The following is a 19,536-nucleotide window of genomic DNA, read 5'->3' on the forward strand; positions in this document are numbered from 1 at the left end:
CTATTCGACCTAGACCACGACCCTCGCGAAGTGGAATGCTTCTAGGAACTCCGCCCGTCGTTTCTCCCGCCGAGCCTCGGCTTCGGCATCGCGGCCCCATAGCTCCGCCTGCCAATCCTCTTCGAGATGGGCCGCCGACCAGAGCGTCTCGGCATCGGCATCCGCTTGCAGCGCCTCCAGAGCAATGCACAGTGAGGCGCAGAGCGAGGCCATCGTCTGTAAGGCCGCGAGCGTGAAGTCATCGAGTGCGCCAAGCCGCGCGCGCAATGCGTCGAGGCTGGCCTGCGGCTGAGGGCGGTGGATCACTCCGCTCACGCGGTCGAGGCGGATGCCCTCGCGGCCTTCCAGCGCGGTTACCAGCGGTTCCCATATCTCCTGCTGCCGGCGATAGAGCGGCTCGTCCGGATCGGCGCGATAGCAGAGCGTATCGGTCTCGGCGAAAGCCATCAGCTTGCCGACCGCCGCCGTCCGATCCGCGCGAACCACATCGATCGCGTAGTCGGCCATGTCGCGCCGCGGAAAGGTGCTGGGATCGATCTCCTCGCCCTGCTGCGACCACTCTGCGGCCAGGGCTTCGGCGAGTTCGCGCGTCGGCACGATTTGCGGGGCGCCGAGGGCGGTCTTGATGGCGCGGCCATCGAGCGTGACGCGCCATCCGCCCTCCGTTTCCTCGACTGTGACCTCGCGGTAGAAGCGCTTCATTCCTTCGGGCTCCGCCAGCGCCGCGCGAGAACGGTGGGCATGACGAAGAAGCCGGCCAGCCCGGCGACCAGCAGCGCGTAGCCGAGCGCGTCGGGCAGCTCCAGAACGCGCCGCACGATGAGGATGCCGAGCAGGATCAGCGCGACGCCGGCAAAGCGCACCGCGACCATCGCGAAATAGCGGGACGACTGTGCAGGATCGTTCATGACAGCAGGTCTCCCAGTTCGGCCGGAGTCGCAGCGACGTGCTCGGCGCCTGCATCGCGCAGCTCGTGTTCCGTGTGATAACCCCAGGCGACGCCGATCGCGCGCACGCCGGCGGCGCGGGCCATCTCCATGTCGAATGTCGTGTCGCCGATCATCACCGCATCGGCGGGTTCCGCGCCTGCCTCGACCAGCGCCGCTTCGAGCATCGCGGGATGCGGCTTCGAGGGGTGGCGATCGGCGGTCTGTAGCGTGACGAAGTGGTCGGCGAGCCCGTGGGTGGTGAGGCAGCTCGCGAGCCCCCGGTCCGACTTGCCGGTCGCGACACCGAGCGTCCAGCCGCACTCCGCCAGGCGAACCAGGACATCGGCGATGCCTTCGAACAGCGGCTCCTCCAGCGTTCCCTCGAGCCGGCAGGCACGGAATGCCTCCTTGTAGGCGTCGACGGCGTGGCGGTGGAGCGCGTCGTCGGCATCGGGCGCGAGCAGGCGGATCGCCTGCGGCAGGCTGAGCCCGACGATGCGGCGCACCTCGTGCCGGTCGGGGGCAGGCAGGCCCGCACTGGCGAAGGCCGTTTCCATCGAGTTGCAGATCGCCGCCTGGCCATCGACGAGCGTCCCGTCGCAGTCGAAGATCGCCAGCCGCACGGTCACTTGCGCTTGCCCTTGCCTTTGGGCTTCGGAGCGGCACCGCGCGACCGGCGTTCGCCCCGGCGGCCACGGCGGTACTGCTTGGCATGCGCGCGGGCCGCCTGCTTCTTCTCCGCGGGCGTGCGCTCGTTCGATTCCTCGCGCAGCGGTTCGGCCTCGCTGAGGGCCGGATCGAAGCCGAGCTGCTCCATGCTTGCCGCGAAATGCTCGGGAAGGTCGGCTGTCACGTCGAGCTTTCCGCCTTCCGGCTGCTCGATGATCAGCCGCCGCGCGTGGAGGTGCATCTTGCGGCTCACGCTGCCGGTCAGGAACGCATCTTGCCCGCCGTACTTGCCGTCGCCGAGAATGGGATGCCCGATCGCGGCCATGTGGACGCGGAGCTGGTGCGTACGCCCGGTCATCGGTTCCAGCTCGACCCATGCCGCTTTCTTCGCGGCCTTGTCGACCACGCGGTAGCGGGTAACGGCGCGCTGGCCGTTCTCCTCGTCGACGTGCATTTTCTCGCCACCGGTCCCGGGCTGCTTCGCCAGCGGCGCGTCGATCGTGCCCTCGGGCACGTCGGGCACGCCGACGACCAGCGCCCAGTAGACCTTCTTCGCGCTGCGGCCCGAGAAGCGGCGGGAATACGATGCCGCGCTCCCCGGAGTGCGCGCCACGAGCAGCACGCCGCTGGTGTCCTTGTCGAGCCGGTGGACGAGGCGCGGGCGCGGATCGTCCTCACCCGGCGCGAAGGCGTCGAGCAGCCCGTCGACGTGCCGATGCGTCTTGGTGCCGCCCTGCGTCGCGAGGCCGGGAGGCTTGTTGAATACGATCGCGGACCGCGTCTGCGCAATCACCATCGCCTGCGCTTCGGCGATCTCGTCCGCCGTCAGCTCGCGTTTCGAGGCCGGCTTGCGGTGAGGCGCCTCACCGCCCGGAGGGACCCGCACGACCTGGCCGGCGGCGAGCCGGTCCTCGGGCTTCGCGCGCCCGCCGTCGACGCGGATCTGGCCCGTGCGCGCCCATTTGGAGATCGTCGCGAAGCCGATCTGCGGCAGGTGGCGCTTGAACCAGCGGTCGAGTCGCACCCCGTCGTCGTCGGGCTGGACGGTGAACTGGCGAACCGAATCGCTCATGCCGCTATCCGCATCGCAATGAGGCCGATGTAGAGCCCGGTGAGGCCCGCGAGCACGGAAATCAGCGTATAGCTCACCGCCAGCCACGGCTGCCCGCGCTCGATCAGCAGCATCAGTTCGAGGCTGAATGCGGAGAAAGTCGTGAAGCCGCCCAGCAGGCCCACACCGATCAGAAGGCGCCATTGCTCGCCCCCGGTCTCGCCGTGCCGCGCCAGCCAGCCGGCGAGCAAGCCCATGGCGCAGCTCCCGATGACATTGACCGTCAGCGTGGCCCAGGGAAAGGCGGTGACGGTCTGCGGCCCGAGCAGGTGGGTCAGGAGCCGGCCCGCCTGGTAGCGCAGCAGTGCACCCGCTCCGCCTCCGGCGAAGACATAGAGCGAAGCGGCAAGGGGTGAGACAGCGGACATGGCCGCCCCTTAGACGGCATTGGTTCGTTCGTCATCCCGCAGCGCGTTTGCGACGTCTGGAGGCGTCGCGGCTTGCCAATTGGCGCGAGTTCGCTTATGCGCGCCCCGGTTCGAGCCGGTCCGGAACGGATTCGGCCCACTTTTCGTTGATTTCGAAAGGCGCGACTCGCGTTGTGCGGGTTTCGCGCCGTTGCTGTGAGGTATTTGAATTTATGCAGATCGTCGTTCGCGATAACAATGTCGACCAGGCCCTTCGCGCGCTCAAGAAGAAGCTGCAGCGCGAAGGCGTGTATCGCGAAATGAAGCTGCGCCGCCACTACGAGAAGCCGAGCGAGAAGCGCGCCCGTGAAAAGGCCGCCGCTGTTCGCCGCGCCCGCAAGCTCGAGCGCAAGCGGCTGGAACGCGACGGCGCGAAGTAAGCCGGAACGCTTGAAGACATCACAGCGATAAGCCATCAGGGCGCGGGCCGATCCCCGCGCCCTTTTGCATTCAGGAACTCGACATGGCCGAAGTCACCCGCGTCCCTCTCCAGCCCATCGCGAAAGGCTCGCTCGCCAAGCTCTGGCTCGGCGTGGCCGCGGCGGTGCTGCTTGCGGCGGGAATCGCCTGGGCGGCGGTGCCGCAGGGCGTCGACGTGGAAGAGGTGCGTGCCGGCACCGGGCCGACTGCCCAGGTGGGCGACGTCGTGTTCGTGAAGTACACCGGCAAACTGGCCGACGGCACCGTGTTCGACCAGTCGCAGTCGCTGCCGCTTCCCCCGGGGCTCCTGCCCGACGGCAATCCCTTCCCGATCGAGGAGGGCGCGACGATTCCGGGCTTCGAGCAAGGGCTGCAGCAGATGCAGAAGGGCGGGAAGTACGTGCTCGAGATCCCGTCGGAACTCGCTTACGGCGACGAGCCGCCGCCGGGCTCGGGCATTCCGGCCGGGGCCGATCTGGTCTTCGACATGGAAGTGACCGAGATCATGAGCCGCGAGGACTTCCAGCGCCGCGTGGCGATGGTCCAGCAGATGATGCAGCAGCAACAGATGCAGGAAGGCGCGCCGCAACCCGGGCAATGAGGCGCACTGCCGCCGCTTGAACGCCCGGGGGCGCGCTGCTAGCGCCGCTCTCGACAATCACCCTCCCAACGAAGGGCAATTCGCATGTCCGTCGACCAGACCACCGTGGCGAAGATCGCCTCGCTGGCCCGTATCAAAATGAGCGAGGACGAACTCGCGCGCATGGCGCCCGAGCTTTCGCAGATCCTCGACTGGGTCGAACAGCTCGGCGAGGTCGATACCTCGCAGGTCGAGCCGATGACCGCCGTCATTCCCAATACCCTGCGCCTGCGTGACGACGTGATCGACGCCGACCCGCTGACGGGTGGCGACCGGCGCGACGCGGTGCTGGCCAACGCACCCGCGGCCGAGCACGGCTTCTTCGGCGTGCCCAAGGTGATCGAATAATGACCGAACTGACCGAACTCGGCGTCAAGGCGATCCGTGACGGCGTCGCCGCGGGCGACTTCACCGCGCGCGAAGTGGCCGAGGCGCACAACGTCGCCGTCGCCGCCGCAGGCGAGCTCAACGCCTTCATCGTCACCACGCCCGACCACGCGCTGGCCGCCGCGGAGAAGGTCGATGCCGACCGTGCCGCGGGCAAGCAGCTCGGCGCCATGGCAGGCGTGCCGATCGGGATGAAGGACCTGTTCGCCACCCAGGGCGTGCAGACCACCGCGGCGAGCCACATCCTCGAAGGCTTCACGCCCGAGTACGAGAGCACCGTTTCGCAGAACCTGTGGAACGCGGGCGCGGGCATGCTGGGCAAGCTCAACCTCGACCAGTTCGCGATGGGCTCCTCGAACGAGACCAGCTACTTCGGCAACGTGATCAGCCCCTGGCGCCGCAAGGGTGCCGATGGTTTTGGGGGCAATGCCGATCTCGCGCCGGGCGGATCGTCGGGAGGCTCTTCGGCGGTAGTGGCCGCGCGGATCGCACCGGCAGCGACGGGCACCGACACGGGCGGCTCGATCCGCCAGCCCGCGGCGTTCACCGGCATCTGCGGGATCAAGCCGACGTACGGCCGCTGCAGCCGCTGGGGCGTCGTTGCCTTCGCCTCAAGCCTCGATCAGGCCGGGCCGATGGCGCGAAGCGTCGAAGACTGCGCGATCATGCTCGGCGCGATGGCGGGCTTCGATCCGAAGGATTCGACCTCGCTCGACCTGCCGGTGCCCGAGTGGGAAGCCAACCTTTCCGCCGACTTGCGCGGCAAGAAAGTCGGCATTCCCAAGGAATACCGGATGGAGGGCACCGACCCGGAGATCCTGGAAAGCTGGGAACGCGGCAAGGAATGGCTGCGCGACGCGGGCGCCGAAGTGGTCGACATCAGCCTGCCGCACACGAAGTATGCGCTGCCGGCCTACTACATCATCGCGCCGGCCGAGGCCTCGAGCAATCTCGCCCGCTACGACGGTGTTCGCTACGGCCTGCGCGAGCTGCCGAACGGGGCCGGGCTGCAGGATATGTACGCCGCCACGCGCGCCGAGGGCTTCGGGGACGAGGTCAAGCGCCGCATCCTGATCGGCACCTACGTGCTCTCTGCGGGCTTCTACGACGCCTACTATAACCAGGCACAGCGGGTCCGCACATTGATCGCGCGCGATTTCGAGAAGGCGTGGGCGCAGTGCGACGTGATCCTCGCTCCGACAACGCCGACCGCGGCCTTCGCGCTGGGCGACAAGATGGACGATCCGCTGGCGATGTACTTGAACGACGTCTTCGCCGTTCCCGCCAGCCTTGCCGGTCTGCCCGCGATGAGCGTGCCGGCGATGCTCAACGGCGAGGGCCTGCCGCTCGGCCTCCAGCTTATCGGCAAGGCTTTCGACGAGCAGGGCGTGCTGAATGCCGGGCTCGCGATCCAGCAACGCGCGGGCTTCGATGCGAAGCCGGAGAAGTGGTGGTGACGGGGGCCGAGACGATGAGCACTTACCGCATCCAGGGCGCGACGGGCGAGTGGGAGGTCGTGATCGGCCTCGAGGTCCATGCGCAGGTCACCTCGAACGCCAAGCTGTTCTCGGGCGCTTCCACCGCGTTCGGGGCGGAGCCGAACACGCAGGTGAGCCTGATCGACGCGGCGATGCCGGGCATGTTGCCGGTCCCGAACCGCGAGTGCATCCGCCAGGCGGTACGCACGGGCATGGCGATCGAGGCTGAGATCAACCGCTGGAGCCGGTTCGATCGCAAGAACTACTTCTACGCGGACCTGCCGCAGGGCTATCAGATCAGCCAGCTCTACCATCCGCTGGTGGGCGAGGGGCAGCTCCTGATCGAAGCCGACGAGAAGGCCGGCATCTCGCAGGACAAGGTCATCGGCATCGAGCGCATCCATGTCGAGCAGGACGCGGGCAAGCTGATGCACGATCAGCACCCGACCATGAGCTACGTCGACCTCAACCGCTGCGGCGTCGCGCTGATGGAGATCGTTTCGCGGCCCGACATGCGCTCGCCGGCCGAAGCGGGCGCCTATGTCCGCAAGCTGCGCACCATCCTGCGCTACGTCGGCTCGTGCGACGGCAACATGGAGGAAGGCTCCATGCGCGCCGACGTGAACGTGTCGGTCCGCCGTCCGGGCGAGGAGTTCGGCACCCGCACCGAGACGAAGAACGTCAACTCGGTGCGCTTCGTCATGCAGACGATCGAGCACGAGGCGCGCCGTCAGGTCGACCTGATCGAGGATGGCGGCACGGTGGTGCAGGAAACCCGGCTGTTCGATCCGAACACCGGCACCACCCGCTCCATGCGGAGCAAGGAAGACGCGCACGACTATCGCTACTTCCCGGATCCGGACCTGCTGCCCCTCGAGCTCGACGATGCGTTTCTCGAGGAATGCCGTGCCTCGCTGCCCGAACTGCCCGACGCCAAGCGCGCGCGCTATGTCGGGGAACTGGGTCTGTCGGACTACAACGCGGCGGTTCTGACGGCCGAGGTCGAGACTTTTGCCCGGTTCGAGACGCTGCTGGCGGAAACCGCCAAGCGGCTCGGCAAAGGCGAGAAGGATGTCGCCACGCAGGTCGCCAACTGGTCGCTGTCGGTCGCGCCGGGCGTGATGAACGCACTGGGCGACGAGGCCAATCCGGCGCACGCCACGGCCGAGGCCCAGGCCGTGATCCTGCAGATGCAGGCCGCGGGCGAGATCTCGGGCGGGCAGGCGAAGGAGATCTTCGAGATCGTCCTCAAGACCGGCCGCGAGCCGGCCGAGATCGCCGAAACCGAAGGTCTCAAGCAGCAGAGCGATACCGGCGCGATCGAGGCCGAGATCGACAAGGTCCTCGCCGCCAATGCCGACAAGGTCGAGGAATACCGCGGCGGGAAGGACAAGCTGTTCGGCTTCTTCGTCGGCCAGACGATGAAGGCCATGCAGGGCAAGGCCAATCCGGCGGTGGTGAACGAGCTGCTGAAGGCGAAGCTGGGGTAGCTTCGATCGATCAACAGGGGAGGGCATGATGACCAGGGTTACGGGCATTGGGGGTTTTTTCTTCCGGGCACGTGACCCGGCCGCTCTCACCGCGTGGTACGAAAAGCACCTCGGGATCGACGACATGGTGAAGGCGGTATGGCAGCAGCAGGCGGGGCCGACCGTGTTCGCTCCATTCGGTGCCGATACCGATTATTTCGGCCGATCCGAACAACAGTGGATGATAAACTTCCGGGTCGAGGACCTCGACGCCGCGATGGCGGATCTCAAAGCCGCAGGGATCGCGGTCGAGACGCGCCCGGAGTGGGATTCCGAAGCCGGCCGCTTCTGCCGCATCCACGATCCCGAAGGGAACCCGATCGAGCTGTGGGAACCCTCGGCAGACGATCGCTAGCACTCGCGGACGCGGTTCAGGCGCGCAATATCTTTTCCATCGGACGGCCCTTGGCCAGTTCGTCGATCAGTTTGTCGAGGTAGCGGATCTCGCGCATCAGCGGTTCCTCGACCTCCTCCACCCGCACGCCGCAGACCGTTCCGGTAATCAGCGACCGCGCGGGGTTCATGTGGGGCGCCTGCGCGAAGAAATCCTCGAAGCTGGTCTTCTTCGCCAGCTCGTCCTCCAGCGACGCCTGGCTGTGCCCGGTCAGCCAGCGGATGATCTCGTCGACTTCCGCTTTCGTGCGCCCCTTCTTCTCCGCCTTGGTGACGTAGTGGGGATACACGCTCGCCACGCTCATCGAATATATGCGGTGCTTGGCCATGGTGCCCTCCGGGAAAGTCGAGTTTGCCGGGCCGAGCACGAAAAGAAAAGGGCCGCCGGATCGCTCCGGCGGCCCTCGTGTCCTTCGCGAAGGGCGATGTCAGCCCTGGCGCTGGCCCGTCATCGGCATGGCGCCGAAAGCGCCGGCGTTGACAGAGCCGGTGAGCTGGTCGCCGTCGATCGTGGCCGTGCCTTCCAGCGTCATCGGCATCGGCACGGTCATGTCCATCTTCCAGGTCAGCGTGTTGCCGTCGATCTTGCCGTCCTTGACCTCCATCGAACCGAGCGTGCCGGCATTGCTGCCGGTGAAGGTCGTGCCGTCGTCGCTCGGGACCACGGTGAAAGTGCTCTTCTGCTCCCCCATCGGGGTCTTGGTCACACAGTCGTAAGTGCCGCCAACAGACATAGTCATCTCCTCGTTTGTAACGTGCATCAGCAATCGCGATTGCTTACACTGATGTCAACAAGCTCATTCGCCGGCTGAGGTTTCGGCCTCCCGAACTTCGACCGGCAGACCGAGCGTTTCGAGCTGCGGCCGGACCACGTCGGCATCGCCGACCACCACGAAGACCAGGTCGTTCCCTTCAAGCGTCTCGACCGCCTCGGCATCGATTTCCGCCGCGGTAAGAGCCGAGTAGCGCTCGCTCAGCGTCTCGTAGTAGTCGTCCGGCCGGCCGTAGGTGACGATGTTGACGATGCCGCCGAGCACGTCGCCGGAGGTCTCGAACTGGCCCGGCAGTTCGCGCACGTTGCCGTTGATGAGGCGGGTCAGCTCCGGCTGGGTCACGCCCTTGCCGTCGTCGGTATAGGCGGTCAGTTCCTTGCGCAGCTCGACGATCGAGTCGCCGGTGCGGTCGGCCTGGACCGGGGCGTAGATCATGAAGCTCGAGCGATCGAGCGGCTGCTGGACCATGCTGCGCACGCCGTAGGACCAGCCCTTGGTCTCGCGTAGGTTCATGTTGATGCGGCTGAGGAAGCTGCCGCCGAAGACCTCGTTGGCGGCGTTGAGGACGAGAAGATCGTCGGTTCCCTTCTGCTCCAGCACGCGTCCGGCGAGGATCACCGACTGCGGCGAGTTCGGCCGGTCGATCAGGATGATCCGGGACGTCTGTGCCGGGACCGCGACGTCGAAGTTCTTCTCCGGCGCGGGCGTGGCCGGTGCCTGCCAGTTGCCGAACGCCTGCTCCAGAAGACGCGTCGTCTCCGCCAGCGTCGTGTCGCCGACCACGAAGATGCGCGCCAGATCGGGGCGCAGCCAGGTGTCGTGGAAGGCGCGCAGCTCCTGTGCGGTCAGCGATGCGACGACATCGGGATTGCCGGTACCTGACGGCGGAATGCCGTAAGGATGCGCATCGCCGAACAGGACCGGGGCCAGCGCACGCTGCGCAATGGCGCCGGGGCTGTTGAGCTCGTTCTGGATCCGGGTGAGCTGCTGCGCGCGGACGCGTTCGAGCTCCTTCGGATCGAACGCCGGGTTGCGGATATAGTCGGCCATGAGCTCGAGCGAGGGCGCCAGGTTCGGCGCCATGGCATCGAGACCGACCGCGGTCGTGTCCATGTCGGCATACGTGTAGAGGTTCGCGCCGAGCCGCTCCTTGGCGATCGCCAGCGCGTTCGAATCGAGGCTGGTCGTGCCTTCGTCCATCATGCTCAGCATCAGCGACTGGACGCCGAGCTTGTCCTTCGGATCGGCGGCATAGCCGGCGTCGAAGTTCACCCGCACGCTGACCGCCGGTACAGCGTCGCGCTGGGCGAAATAGACTTCCATCCCGTTCGAGAGCGTCGCGCGCTGGATGTCGGGGAAGTCGAGCGGCTTGAGCTCGCCCACTTCGGGCAGGGTCGACCGGTCGACTTCCGCGGCGGCCGTGCTGCCCTGCATCGAAAGCGGGCTGGAGTAGAACGCCGGACCGGCAAGGCCGCTGTCGCTGCCGCCGGTGAAGTACCCGCCGCGAGCCTCGCCGCCTTCCTTGCGCTCGCCCGGTTCGACCGTGAGTTCGAATACCGGGCGCGAGAGCCACTTGGCAGTGACGTCGCGCACGCGCTCGGGCGTCATTGCAGCGGCGGTTTCGAGCACTTCCTTGTACTCGGCCGGATTGCCCGAATAGAGCAGGCCCTCGGCCAAAGTCGGCGCCTTGCCGGAGAAGCCGCCGACCTGCTCCAGGCCGCGGATCTGCCCGGCGGCATAGGTGGTGACGGCGCGCTGCAGCTCGTCCGCAGTCGGGCCTTCGGCGATGAACTCGGCGATCTCGGCATCGAGCGCGGCGGCGAGCTGTTCCTCGCTCACGCCGGGTTTGGCGTCGGCATAGACCACGAACTGGCCCGCCTGGGCGAAGATCTGCGCGCTGGCGACGACGCGCACGGCAAGCTGCTGCTCGCGCACGAGGGCGTTATCCAGCCGCGAGCTGGCGAGGCCGCCGAGCACCGTCGCGCCCATCGAAAGCGGCAGGTACTCGGGGTCGTCGAGCCCCGGCACCGCCCACATGCGGTAGAGGCGCGGGCTGGCGATGCGATCGTAGATCGTCTTCGACAGCGGTTCCGGCATCGTCGGCACCGGTGCGGCAACCGGGTGGATCTCCGGCCCGGCAGGGATCGCGCCGAACCACTTGGTCACCTTCTCCCGCGCGGTGGCGGTATCGATATCGCCCGCCAGCACCAGCACGGCGTTATTGGGACCGTAGTGGTCGCGAAACCACTTCTGCACGTCCTCCATCGTGGCGCCCGAGAGGTCGGCCATCGAGCCGATGGTCGAGTGGTGGTACGGATGGCCGGAGGGGTAGAGGTTCTCGAGCTGCTCGTATTCGACGAGGCCGTAGGGCTGGTTGTCGCCTTGGCGCTTCTCGTTCTGAACGACCCCGATCTGGTTATCGAGTTTCTCCTGCGTCACGGCGCCGAGCAGATGGCCCATGCGGTCGCTCTCCAGCATCAGCGCCAGGTCGAGCGCGCCGGTCGGCACGGTCTCGAAATAGTTGGTGCGGTCGAACCAGGTCGTGCCGTTGAAGTCGGTCGCGCCGACCTGCTGAAGCGGCTCGAAGAAGTCGCCCGGCGCGTTCTCGCTGCCGTTGAACATCAAGTGCTCGAACAAGTGGGCAAAGCCCGTCTTGCCCTTGGGCTCGTGCTTCGAGCCGATCTCGTACCACACGGAAACGCCGACCACCGGCGCCTTGCGATCCTCGTGCACCAGCACGGTCAGCCCATTGTCGAGCTGGAACTGCTCGTAGGGAATCGAAACGCTTTCGATCAGCTCCGATACCGGCGCGGGTTCGCCCGTCGCTGCGGCCGCCGCCTGAGCGGCAGGATCCGCGGCGTTCTGGGCCTGAGCCCCCACCGATACGGCGAGCGACAGCGCGGCAAGACTGACCGCGGCGAGTTTCAAACGCATGATTTTCCCCCGGAATGGATTCGTTCCTGTGGACGCACACTAGGCAGGGACAAGCGATTCGACACGGTTTTTCGGCGAACGGCATTGCCGGGCATACCGGCGCATCACGGCCGCATGCGATTCGCTCGGGATAAGTAATCTTCGCCCCTTCCGGTAGGCGGGGTCGGATGGCTAGGCGCATGGGCCGTGAAACCGCAGATCACCATCGGCCATGATGCGGGCGGCGCGCCCGTCGCCTTCGACATCGAGGAACTGCTCGCAACGCGCCTGCTCGTGCAGGGCAACTCGGGCAGCGGCAAGTCGCACCTGCTGCGCCGCCTGCTCGAGGAGAGCGCGCAGATGGTGCAGCAGGTCGTGATCGACCCGGAGGGCGATTTCGTCACGCTCGCCGAGCCATTCGGCCATGTGGTGATCGACGGCGCCGCCTACTCGCCGGCCGAGGTCGAGACGCTCGCCCGCCGCATCCGCGCGCACCGCGCCTCGGTCGTGCTCGCGCTGGAGGGCCTGGAGGTCGAGCAGCAGATCCGCTGCGCCGCGCAGTTCATCACCGCCCTGTTCGATGCCCCGCGCGAGCACTGGTATCCGGCGCTGGTAGTGGTCGATGAGGCGCAGATGTTCGCCCCCGCCGTCGCCGGGGAGATCGCGGAGGACACGCGGCGGATGACGCTCTCGGCCATGACCAACCTCATGTGCCGCGGGCGCAAGCGCGGGCTGGCCGGGATCGTCGCGACCCAGCGGCTGGCGAAGCTGGCCAAGAACGTGGCGGCCGAAGCGTCCAACTTCCTGATGGGCCGGACTTTCCTCGACATCGACATGGTGCGCGCCGCGGACCTGCTCGGGATGGAGCGCCGCCAGGCCGAGCGTATCCGCGAACTCGAGCGCGGGCACTTCCTCGCGCTCGGTCCGGCGATCACGCGGCGGCCGGTGGCGGTGAAGATCGGGCCGGTAAAGTCGGGCAGCGTCGCGCGCAAGGACGGGCTCATACCCCTGCCGAGCGCCGCGCCCGACGAGATGGAGGCGCTGCTGCTCGACGAGCTGGCGGGCGAAGCTGCCAAGGCCGCGCCGCCGCCGCCCCCTCCGCCCGCCCCGAAGCCGGAGCAGCTCGAAGCCAGCATTGCACGGCAAGAGGCCGATCGTGCGCCGGCCGCCGAGGCATCCGACACGAACGGGGAGGCGGGCGAGCAGATCCAGGCGGTGATCGCCGAGATGGCGCGCGACGAGGGCAGTACCTTCCAGTCCGCCTCCGCGCTCTACCAGGGCTTCCTCGTTCGCTGCCGCCAGCAGCGGCTGGTCGGTCCGCTGCCGGACATGGTCGCGTTCCGCCGCCGGTTCGCCATCGCCAGCGCAGGGCTGGAGCGACTGGACGAGCCGGTCCGTGCGCGCATCCTGCAGCTCGGCGAGGCCGTGCCCGACGACGTGCTTGCTCCTTACCTCGCGGTCGCCGCCGCGGCGGCAGAAGGCCTGTCGGCGCCCGACGACGAGGAACTGTCGCGGGTCTATGGCTCGAACTCGCCGGGCCGCATCCGCCGCCTGCTCGATCATATGGAACGGCTCGGGCTGATCGTCGTGCGGCAGGATTTCGGCGGTGGGCGGACGTTGATCGTGCCGGGGATCGAGGCGGTTTCGGGCGAGCCCCGGTGACTCCGCCACTCGGCGATTAGCCGGAACGCGCATTTTTCTTGACATAGATAACCAAATAGGTTATCAACCCTCACATCCGCCGATTTCGAGGCCTAAAAGCCATCGCCACCATACCCAGGCGAAAAGCAAAAAATTTCGCCTTCTCTCTCTCGCGCAAGGCGGAGAAGGTCCTATATCTCCCTAACACACCGCGAAATTTCCCTATGGTGTGTTCTTGTGTTGCAAATTAGCAACATCATATCGAGCCGGTAACCAGCATGAGGGATCACCGATGAATCTCGAAAAATTCACCGATCGGGCGAAGGGTTTTCTGCAGAGCGCGCAGACCGTCGCCATCCGCATGAGCCATCAGCGGATCACGCCGCTGCACCTCCTGAAAGCGCTGCTCGAGGATAGCGAGGGCATGGCCGCGGGCCTGATCCAGCGCGCCGAGGGCGACGTCGGCCGTGCGGTCGATCGCGTCGATGCCGAGCTGGCGAAGATTCCCGCGGTGTCGGGCGGCGGTGCGCAGCAGACGCCCGGGCTCGACAACGATGCCGTGCGCGTCCTCGACCAGGCCGAGCAGATCGCGAGCAAGGCGGGCGACAGCTTCGTCACCGTCGAGCGGCTGCTGGTGGCGCTGGCGCTGGCCTCGACCACGGCTGCCGGGCAGGCACTCAAGGAAGCGGGCATCGATGCGCAAAAGCTCAACGCCGCGATCAACGAGCTGCGCAAGGGCCGCACCGCCGACAGCGCCGGTGCCGAGCAGGCCTACGACGCGATGAAGCGCTATGCGCGCGATCTCACCGAAGCGGCGCGCGACGGCAAGCTCGACCCGGTGATCGGCCGCGACGAGGAAATTCGCCGGACCGTTCAGATCCTCGCTCGCCGAACCAAGAACAATCCCGCGCTGATCGGCGAGCCCGGCACCGGCAAGACCGCGATCGCCGAAGGCCTCGCGCTGCGCATCGCTAACGGCGACGTGCCCGACAGCCTCAAGGGCCGCACGCTGATGGCGCTCGATCTCGGCGCGCTGATCGCCGGCGCCAAGTATCGCGGCGAGTTCGAGGAACGGCTCAAGGCCGTGCTCGACGAAGTGAAGGGCGCGGAAGGGCAGATCATCCTGTTCATCGACGAGATGCACACGCTGATCGGCGCGGGCGCTTCGGAAGGGTCGATGGATGCTTCCAACCTGCTCAAGCCCGCGCTCAGTCGCGGCGAACTGCACTGCATCGGCGCGACCACGCTCGACGAATACCAGAAGTACATCGAGAAGGACCCGGCGCTCCAGCGGCGGTTCCAGCCCGTTTATATCGATGAGCCGAGCGTGGAGGATACGATCTCGATCCTGCGCGGGATCAAGGACAAGTACGAGCTGCACCACGGCGTGCGCATCACCGATGGCGCGATCGTCGCCGCGGCGCAGCTTTCCAACCGCTACATCCAGAACCGCTTCCTGCCCGACAAGGCGATCGACCTGATGGACGAGGCCGCGAGCCGCATCCGTATGGAGGTCGAGTCCAAGCCCGAGGAGATCGAGGCGCTCGACCGGCGGATCATCCAGCTCAAGATCGAGGAGCAGGCGCTCGGCAAGGAGAGCGATCAGGCCTCCAGGGACCGGCTCGAGGCGCTGCGCGAGGAACTCGCCAATCTCGAACAGCAGTCGAGCGAGCTGACCACGCGCTGGCAGAACGAGCGCGACAAGATCCATGCCGAGAGCCGGATCAAGGAAGAGCTCGACCACGCGCGGATCGAACTCGAGCAGGCGCAGCGTGCAGGCGATCTCGCGAAAGCCGGCGAGCTATCCTACGGCCGCATCCCCGAGCTCGAGAAGCAGCTCGCCGAAGCCCAGGGCCAGGCCGAGAACGCTCTGCTGCGCGAGGAAGTGACCGAGGAGGACATCGCCTCGATCGTCAGCCGCTGGACCGGCGTGCCGGTCGACAAGATGATGGAAGGCGAGCGCGAGAAGCTGCTCCAGATGGAATCGATCCTCGGCAAGCGGGTGATCGGCCAGGAGCAGGCCGTGCAGGCGGTTTCCAAGGCCGTGCGCCGCGCGCGTGCCGGCCTGCAGGACCCGAACCGGCCGCTCGGCAGCTTCCTGTTCCTCGGCCCCACGGGCGTCGGCAAGACCGAGCTGACCAAGGCGCTCGCCGGCTTCCTGTTCGACGACGACAACGCCATGGTCCGCATCGACATGAGCGAGTTCATGGAGAAGCACGCGGTCGCCCGGTTGATCGGCGCGCCGCCGGGCTACGTCGGCTACGAGGAAGGCGGCGTGCTGACCGAGGCGGTTCGCCGCCGGCCCTATCAGGTCGTGCTGTTCGACGAGGTCGAGAAGGCGCACAACGACGTGTTCAACGTTCTGCTCCAGGTGCTCGACGACGGGCGCCTGACCGACGGGCAGGGCAGGGTGGTCGACTTCTCGAACACGCTGATCATCCTCACCAGCAATCTCGGCAGCCAGTTCCTGACCCAGATCGAGGACGGACAGGGTGTCGAGAGCGTCGAGCCGCAAGTGATGGACGTCGTGCGCGGACACTTCCGCCCCGAGTTCCTCAACCGGCTGGACGAAATTATCCTGTTCCACCGCCTCGCACCCGAGCACATGGCGCCGATCGTCGATATTCAGGTCGCGCGCGTGCAGAAGCTGCTGAAGGACCGCAAGATCGAACTCGATCTGACCGACGCCGCCCGCCGCTGGCTCGGCCGCGTGGGCTACGATCCGGTCTACGGCGCAAGGCCGCTGAAGCGGGCCGTCCAGCGGTACCTGCAGGACCCGCTCGCCGAGAAGCTGCTGGCAGGCGAAGTGCCGGATGGCGCGACGGTGAAGGTGGACGAGGGCGACGGGGAGTTGGAGATGGTGGTGGGCTAGGGCCCGCAAACGCAGCGAAGCAGTACAAAAAAGGGCCCCGGGGAAACCGGGGCCCTTTATCTTTAGGCAACGATCACGTCAGAACGAGAACGTTGTGTTCACAAAGAACTGGCGACCGAAGTAGTCGAAGCCTGAGTAAAGTGGGGCGTTCCCAATCGTCGTAACAGCTGCGGAGATCCGCGGGGGCTGCTTGTCGAAGATGTTGCGAACGCCAATGGTGAACTCGAAGTCTTCGGCCACATCGAACTGTACCGAGGCATTGTGCAGGAAGTAATCCGGCACTTCCAGGATGTAGTTGTCGCGATAGAGCTGCGCCAGGTCTTCGTCCACCGTCCCGGTCTGCTCATCGTATGCGAAGTATTCGTACGTTCCCGAACTGCCGTCGATCCAAGTCAGACCGTAACGCAAGAGCACCGAGCCCACATCGTAGGTTGCGTCGAAAGTGCCAACCCAGTCAGGGGTGACGTAGGTGCCGTTCGCGTCCGTCAGGAACTCATCCTCGAACAGCCGACTGGATTGTTCGGTGTATTTGGTGACGCTGGCGTTCAGCACCAACCGATTACCAAAGAGTGCTTCAGTCGCGAAGCGACCGTTGAACTCGAAGCCCTTCACGATGTCTGTAGAGAGGTTAACGTAGCCGTTGTTGACAGTCAGCCGGTTGCTGGCGTCACGTTCGTGCAGTCGGCAGAAGCCCGCATCCGGATCGAAAGCGGGATCGCTGTAGCAACGGTTGAGGATATTCCCCGCTCCAAGCTGAGCAACTCCGTTTTCAACCTTGATGTCGAAGTAGTCGAGCGCCAAGCTAAGGCTACCCACTGCAGCCGGAAGCTGAGGCTGAACTACAGCCCCGACCGACCAGTTGGTGGAAGTCTCGGCTTCGAGACCGAACTCCGCACCGCCAAGGCTGTAGGTCGTAATGCTGTTGTTCTGACTGAACGTGGCTACGTCGATCCCAATCTGGGCGCAATTCTGCGCGGTGATTGTATCATTCGGCGTATAATCAGCCGGATCGTCCGGGAAGTTATCACTATCGCAGGGGTCGGAACCGCCTCCCAAGAACCCGCTTGTCGCGCCCAGGAACTGCTCGGCCAGCGCCGGAGCGCGGTAGGACGTACCGTAGCTGCCGCGGAACCCGAAGCCACGGAACAGTTCCCACTCGCCCGCGATCTTGAATGTGACGTCGCTGCCGTAGGATTTGTAATCCGTGTAGCGCGCTGAAGCATTCAGATTCAGATTCTCGAAGAACGGACGATCGGCCAGCAGCGGCACGAAGAGTTCGCCGAAGACCTCTCGCACGCTGTCCGTACCGCGAGTCGGCTCCGATGAAGTCAGGCCGAGCAGGTTGCCCTGAATCGCATTCACATCCGGCGTGTCATCGATCCGCTGCTTACGATATTCGGCGCCCAAGGCCAGCTGCACATCTCCGCCGGGGAGAGCAAACAGCGGACCATCGACGGCGAAGGCAAACGTCGTCTCGCGGAATTTGTTGGTTCCGACGGTGTTCTGCAGAATGTAGTCACGATATGTCTGTGGCAGGCGACCCCCCACCGTGTCTGCATTGAGTGGCGGGGCTGCGACGCAGTTCGGGTTGGTTGCCAGGCTCGCGCAGCTGATGGTGCCGTCAGCGTTCTGAACCACGTCGAAAGAATTCGCGATACGGTCGGTCAGGAACGACTCGATCTCGTAGGTGCCGTCGGTCCACGACTTGCCCACGTAGAAATCGTAACGCCATCCCGGGAATACGAAGTCACCACGAATGCCGCCGCCCGCGCGAACGTAATCAACCTCCTGGCTCGACTCGGTCAGACCGAAGCCGACGAACGCCCGAACACCGAGGAACCCGACACCAGTCGTTTCATTGGGGAACGCAAGGATCGAGTTCCGCAGAAACTCGGGAACGAGGGGATTGGGCCTGGCAGGATCGATCGAGCAGGACACCGCGTCACAGCGATCGTCGACCAGATACACCGGATAATCCAGCGAAAGCTGCCGATAGAGCGGCGCTTCGGACTTCCGGCGGGTGGCCAGAACTTCTGCATAGAGTTCAGCGTTGCCGAGAGCATCAAGCTCGTAGGTTCCCGAAAGATAACCAGTGTAGGTTTCGACGGGGGTTATCAGGTATTCCTGCTGGCTCGCGGGATCGAAGCTGTCACGATCGTAGAGCCCGACACCCAAGTAACCCGGGGTGGCGCCGCCGCCTTGGCCAGGTGCCGGAACGAAGCGGTTGAACGTGCCAAGCGCACCACTTGTACGGCCGATGCCTGACCGGCTGCCGGTACCGATCGTGTTGATCGTTACACCCCCGTTGTCGATGGTGAAGCAGTTCCGCGGATCGCCAAGCGGGTAAGGGTCAGCCGAGCCGAGCGGGGCTCCCTCACCATCGATGTTGCCGGGGATCGGGCACTGCGTGAAGTCGGCATCCGCGAGACGAATTCCGTTGCGCTTGCGATACTCGAGCGAGCCGATGAGATTCAATCGGTCAGTGCCCAGGCCGAAGGTGGCGGATATACGGCGATCGATGCCGCTGCCCACTTCCGGCACATTGACCTGCGCGTCGAGCGTGAGGCCGCGCACTTCCTGGTCCGCGATGATGTTCACCACCCCGGCAATCGCATCGGATCCATAGACCGAGGAAGCGCCTGCCTTCAGGATTTCGATCCGCTCTACGATGGCTGTCGGAAGCACGTTGAGGTCGGCCGAGAGAACCGCACCGCGGGTACCTGCGGGCGCGAGACGGCGGCCATTGAGCAGAACCAGTGTACGCGCGGGCCCGAGGCCGCGCAGGCCAAGCGTATTGGCGCCGGTCCCGCCGTCCGTAACGAAGCCGGCGTAGTAGTTATTGATCTGGCCCGAGCCAGCGGTGACTTCGGCGCTCTGCAGGGCGTCCCCAGCACTGTTGAAACCCGATTGGGTGATCTCGTCCGCCGTAACCACAGTGATGGGCTCGATCGTCGAATATTCGTCGCGACGAATGCGCGAGCCAGTCACGACGATCGTATCCCGCTCCGCTGTCGCAGGGGTTTCCTGCACCTCTTCTTCGGCCGGTGCCTGGAGGCTATCATCCTCGGCATCCTGGGCATAAGCGGGCGACGTAAAGGCTGCGAGCGATAGCGCTGCCACTCCGGCGCCAGCGAACAAGCGGGCCTTGCTTACAAAAGCATTGTTCATGATTTTCTCAGTCCCCCTAAGAAGGCCGGTATGTGTGCCGGCGTTAGACGTAAGGTTAGTGTGACCGTGCAGCGGCCTGCGCGGCATTTATTCTGTCCCGATGCGACACGGGGTGGATAGTCGCAAATGAAATTAAGCTCTTTTGCGCCGTTCGGCACGGTCTGTCGCTAAATTGCAACACATCATGGTGTGCAAGCATCTTTGGC

Annotated in this window: 17 protein-coding genes; 8 read left to right on the plus strand and 9 right to left on the minus strand. The window is 65.8% G+C overall.

The window, feature by feature from the left end; all coding sequences use genetic code 11:
* Positions 1-9 precede the first annotated feature (9 nt).
* Genes D2V04_RS08850 through crcB form a run of 5 tightly spaced genes read right to left on the minus strand, consistent with a single transcriptional unit; the run spans position 10 to position 3,077 of the window.
* On the minus strand, positions 10-702 hold the full coding sequence (locus D2V04_RS08850; RefSeq protein ID WP_119513164.1) for an ATP12 family chaperone protein: 693 nt from the start codon (positions 700-702) through the stop codon (positions 10-12).
* A complete protein-coding gene (locus D2V04_RS08855) occupies positions 699-908 on the minus strand; it encodes a hypothetical protein (protein WP_119513166.1) in 210 nt (69 codons plus the stop codon). Before D2V04_RS08855 ends, D2V04_RS08850 begins: the two co-directional genes overlap by 4 nt.
* Positions 905-1,552, minus strand: a complete 648-nt coding sequence (locus D2V04_RS08860; protein WP_119513577.1) for an HAD-IA family hydrolase — start codon at positions 1,550-1,552, stop codon at positions 905-907. The genes D2V04_RS08855 and D2V04_RS08860 overlap by 4 nt, the downstream gene beginning before the upstream one ends.
* A gap of 2 nt (positions 1,553-1,554) precedes the next feature.
* Positions 1,555-2,670, minus strand: a complete 1,116-nt coding sequence (locus tag D2V04_RS08865; RefSeq protein ID WP_119513168.1) for an RluA family pseudouridine synthase — start codon at positions 2,668-2,670, stop codon at positions 1,555-1,557.
* Positions 2,667-3,077, minus strand: coding sequence for a fluoride efflux transporter CrcB (crcB, locus tag D2V04_RS08870; protein ID WP_119513170.1), 411 nt, complete (start codon positions 3,075-3,077; stop codon positions 2,667-2,669). The genes D2V04_RS08865 and crcB overlap by 4 nt, the downstream gene beginning before the upstream one ends.
* 212 nt (positions 3,078-3,289) lie before the next feature.
* Here crcB and rpsU point away from each other — a divergent pair, with 212 nt between their 5' ends.
* The 6 genes from rpsU to D2V04_RS08900 all read left to right on the plus strand — a co-directional run bounded on the left by rpsU (position 3,290) and on the right by D2V04_RS08900 (position 7,925).
* Entirely contained in the window at positions 3,290-3,496 is a 207-nt protein-coding gene (gene rpsU, locus D2V04_RS08875) for a 30S ribosomal protein S21 (RefSeq protein ID WP_119513172.1), read from the plus strand.
* Between the two features lie 83 nt (positions 3,497-3,579).
* Positions 3,580-4,137 carry an FKBP-type peptidyl-prolyl cis-trans isomerase gene (locus D2V04_RS08880; protein ID WP_119513174.1) on the plus strand — a complete coding sequence of 186 codons (558 nt, stop codon included), beginning with the start codon at positions 3,580-3,582 and terminating at the stop codon, positions 4,135-4,137.
* Positions 4,138-4,221: 84 nt separating this feature from the next.
* Positions 4,222-4,524, plus strand: coding sequence for an Asp-tRNA(Asn)/Glu-tRNA(Gln) amidotransferase subunit GatC (gene gatC, locus D2V04_RS08885; RefSeq protein WP_119513176.1), 303 nt, complete (start codon positions 4,222-4,224; stop codon positions 4,522-4,524).
* The gene (gene gatA, locus D2V04_RS08890) at positions 4,524-6,020 is read left to right on the plus strand and encodes an Asp-tRNA(Asn)/Glu-tRNA(Gln) amidotransferase subunit GatA (RefSeq protein ID WP_119513178.1); all 1,497 of its coding nucleotides are present in this window, start codon (positions 4,524-4,526) and stop codon (positions 6,018-6,020) included. Before gatC ends, gatA begins: the two co-directional genes overlap by 1 nt.
* Before the next feature lie 14 nt (positions 6,021-6,034).
* Positions 6,035-7,531: an Asp-tRNA(Asn)/Glu-tRNA(Gln) amidotransferase subunit GatB gene (gene gatB / locus D2V04_RS08895; protein ID WP_119513578.1), complete on the plus strand. Its 1,497-nt coding sequence runs from the start codon at positions 6,035-6,037 to the stop codon at positions 7,529-7,531.
* 28 nt (positions 7,532-7,559) lie between these two features.
* Positions 7,560-7,925 carry a VOC family protein gene (locus tag D2V04_RS08900; RefSeq protein WP_119513579.1) on the plus strand — a complete coding sequence of 122 codons (366 nt, stop codon included), beginning with the start codon at positions 7,560-7,562 and terminating at the stop codon, positions 7,923-7,925.
* Positions 7,926-7,941: 16 nt separating this feature from the next.
* Here D2V04_RS08900 and D2V04_RS08905 read toward each other — a convergent pair whose 3' ends face one another.
* The 3 genes from D2V04_RS08905 to D2V04_RS08915 all read right to left on the minus strand — a co-directional run bounded on the left by D2V04_RS08905 (position 7,942) and on the right by D2V04_RS08915 (position 11,670).
* Positions 7,942-8,292, minus strand: coding sequence for a DUF2200 domain-containing protein (locus D2V04_RS08905; protein WP_119513180.1), 351 nt, complete (start codon positions 8,290-8,292; stop codon positions 7,942-7,944).
* A gap of 99 nt (positions 8,293-8,391) precedes the next feature.
* Positions 8,392-8,697: a hypothetical protein gene (locus D2V04_RS08910; RefSeq protein WP_119513182.1), complete on the minus strand. Its 306-nt coding sequence runs from the start codon at positions 8,695-8,697 to the stop codon at positions 8,392-8,394.
* A gap of 63 nt (positions 8,698-8,760) precedes the next feature.
* Complete coding sequence (locus D2V04_RS08915; RefSeq protein WP_119513184.1) at positions 8,761-11,670, minus strand: M16 family metallopeptidase; 2,910 nt, start codon at positions 11,668-11,670, stop codon at positions 8,761-8,763.
* 186 nt (positions 11,671-11,856) lie between these two features.
* Here D2V04_RS08915 and D2V04_RS08920 point away from each other — a divergent pair, with 186 nt between their 5' ends.
* The gene (locus D2V04_RS08920) at positions 11,857-13,311 is read left to right on the plus strand and encodes an ATP-binding protein (RefSeq protein WP_119513186.1); all 1,455 of its coding nucleotides are present in this window, start codon (positions 11,857-11,859) and stop codon (positions 13,309-13,311) included.
* 271 nt (positions 13,312-13,582) lie between these two features.
* Positions 13,583-16,162, plus strand: a complete 2,580-nt coding sequence (clpB, locus tag D2V04_RS08925) for an ATP-dependent chaperone ClpB (RefSeq protein WP_119513188.1) — start codon at positions 13,583-13,585, stop codon at positions 16,160-16,162.
* A 78-nt stretch (positions 16,163-16,240) separates the two neighbouring features.
* Here the strand turns inward: clpB and D2V04_RS08930 are convergent, their stop codons facing one another.
* Positions 16,241-19,330, minus strand: a complete 3,090-nt coding sequence (locus D2V04_RS08930; protein ID WP_119513190.1) for a TonB-dependent receptor plug domain-containing protein — start codon at positions 19,328-19,330, stop codon at positions 16,241-16,243.
* Positions 19,331-19,536: the final 206 nt, after the last annotated feature.

Origin of the sequence: Pelagerythrobacter aerophilus, assembly GCF_003581645.1 — a bacterium.
Lineage (GTDB): Bacteria > Pseudomonadota > Alphaproteobacteria > Sphingomonadales > Sphingomonadaceae > Pelagerythrobacter > Pelagerythrobacter aerophilus.

Coding starts and splice junctions, on each gene's coding strand:
- D2V04_RS08850 (WP_119513164.1), bottom strand. CDS start 702: ATGAAGCGCTTCTACCGCGAGGTCACAGTCGAGGAAACGGAGGGCGGA.
- D2V04_RS08855 (WP_119513166.1), bottom strand. CDS start 908: ATGAACGATCCTGCACAGTCGTCCCGCTATTTCGCGATGGTCGCGGTG.
- D2V04_RS08865 (WP_119513168.1), bottom strand. CDS start 2,670: ATGAGCGATTCGGTTCGCCAGTTCACCGTCCAGCCCGACGACGACGGG.
- crcB (WP_119513170.1), bottom strand. CDS start 3,077: ATGTCCGCTGTCTCACCCCTTGCCGCTTCGCTCTATGTCTTCGCCGGA.
- rpsU (WP_119513172.1), top strand. CDS start 3,290: ATGCAGATCGTCGTTCGCGATAACAATGTCGACCAGGCCCTTCGCGCG.
- D2V04_RS08880 (WP_119513174.1), top strand. CDS start 3,580: ATGGCCGAAGTCACCCGCGTCCCTCTCCAGCCCATCGCGAAAGGCTCG.
- gatC (WP_119513176.1), top strand. CDS start 4,222: ATGTCCGTCGACCAGACCACCGTGGCGAAGATCGCCTCGCTGGCCCGT.
- gatA (WP_119513178.1), top strand. CDS start 4,524: ATGACCGAACTGACCGAACTCGGCGTCAAGGCGATCCGTGACGGCGTC.
- gatB (WP_119513578.1), top strand. CDS start 6,035: ATGAGCACTTACCGCATCCAGGGCGCGACGGGCGAGTGGGAGGTCGTG.
- D2V04_RS08900 (WP_119513579.1), top strand. CDS start 7,560: ATGACCAGGGTTACGGGCATTGGGGGTTTTTTCTTCCGGGCACGTGAC.
- D2V04_RS08905 (WP_119513180.1), bottom strand. CDS start 8,292: ATGGCCAAGCACCGCATATATTCGATGAGCGTGGCGAGCGTGTATCCC.
- D2V04_RS08910 (WP_119513182.1), bottom strand. CDS start 8,697: ATGTCTGTTGGCGGCACTTACGACTGTGTGACCAAGACCCCGATGGGG.
- D2V04_RS08915 (WP_119513184.1), bottom strand. CDS start 11,670: ATGCGTTTGAAACTCGCCGCGGTCAGTCTTGCCGCGCTGTCGCTCGCC.
- clpB (WP_119513188.1), top strand. CDS start 13,583: ATGAATCTCGAAAAATTCACCGATCGGGCGAAGGGTTTTCTGCAGAGC.
- D2V04_RS08930 (WP_119513190.1), bottom strand. CDS start 19,330: ATGAACAATGCTTTTGTAAGCAAGGCCCGCTTGTTCGCTGGCGCCGGA.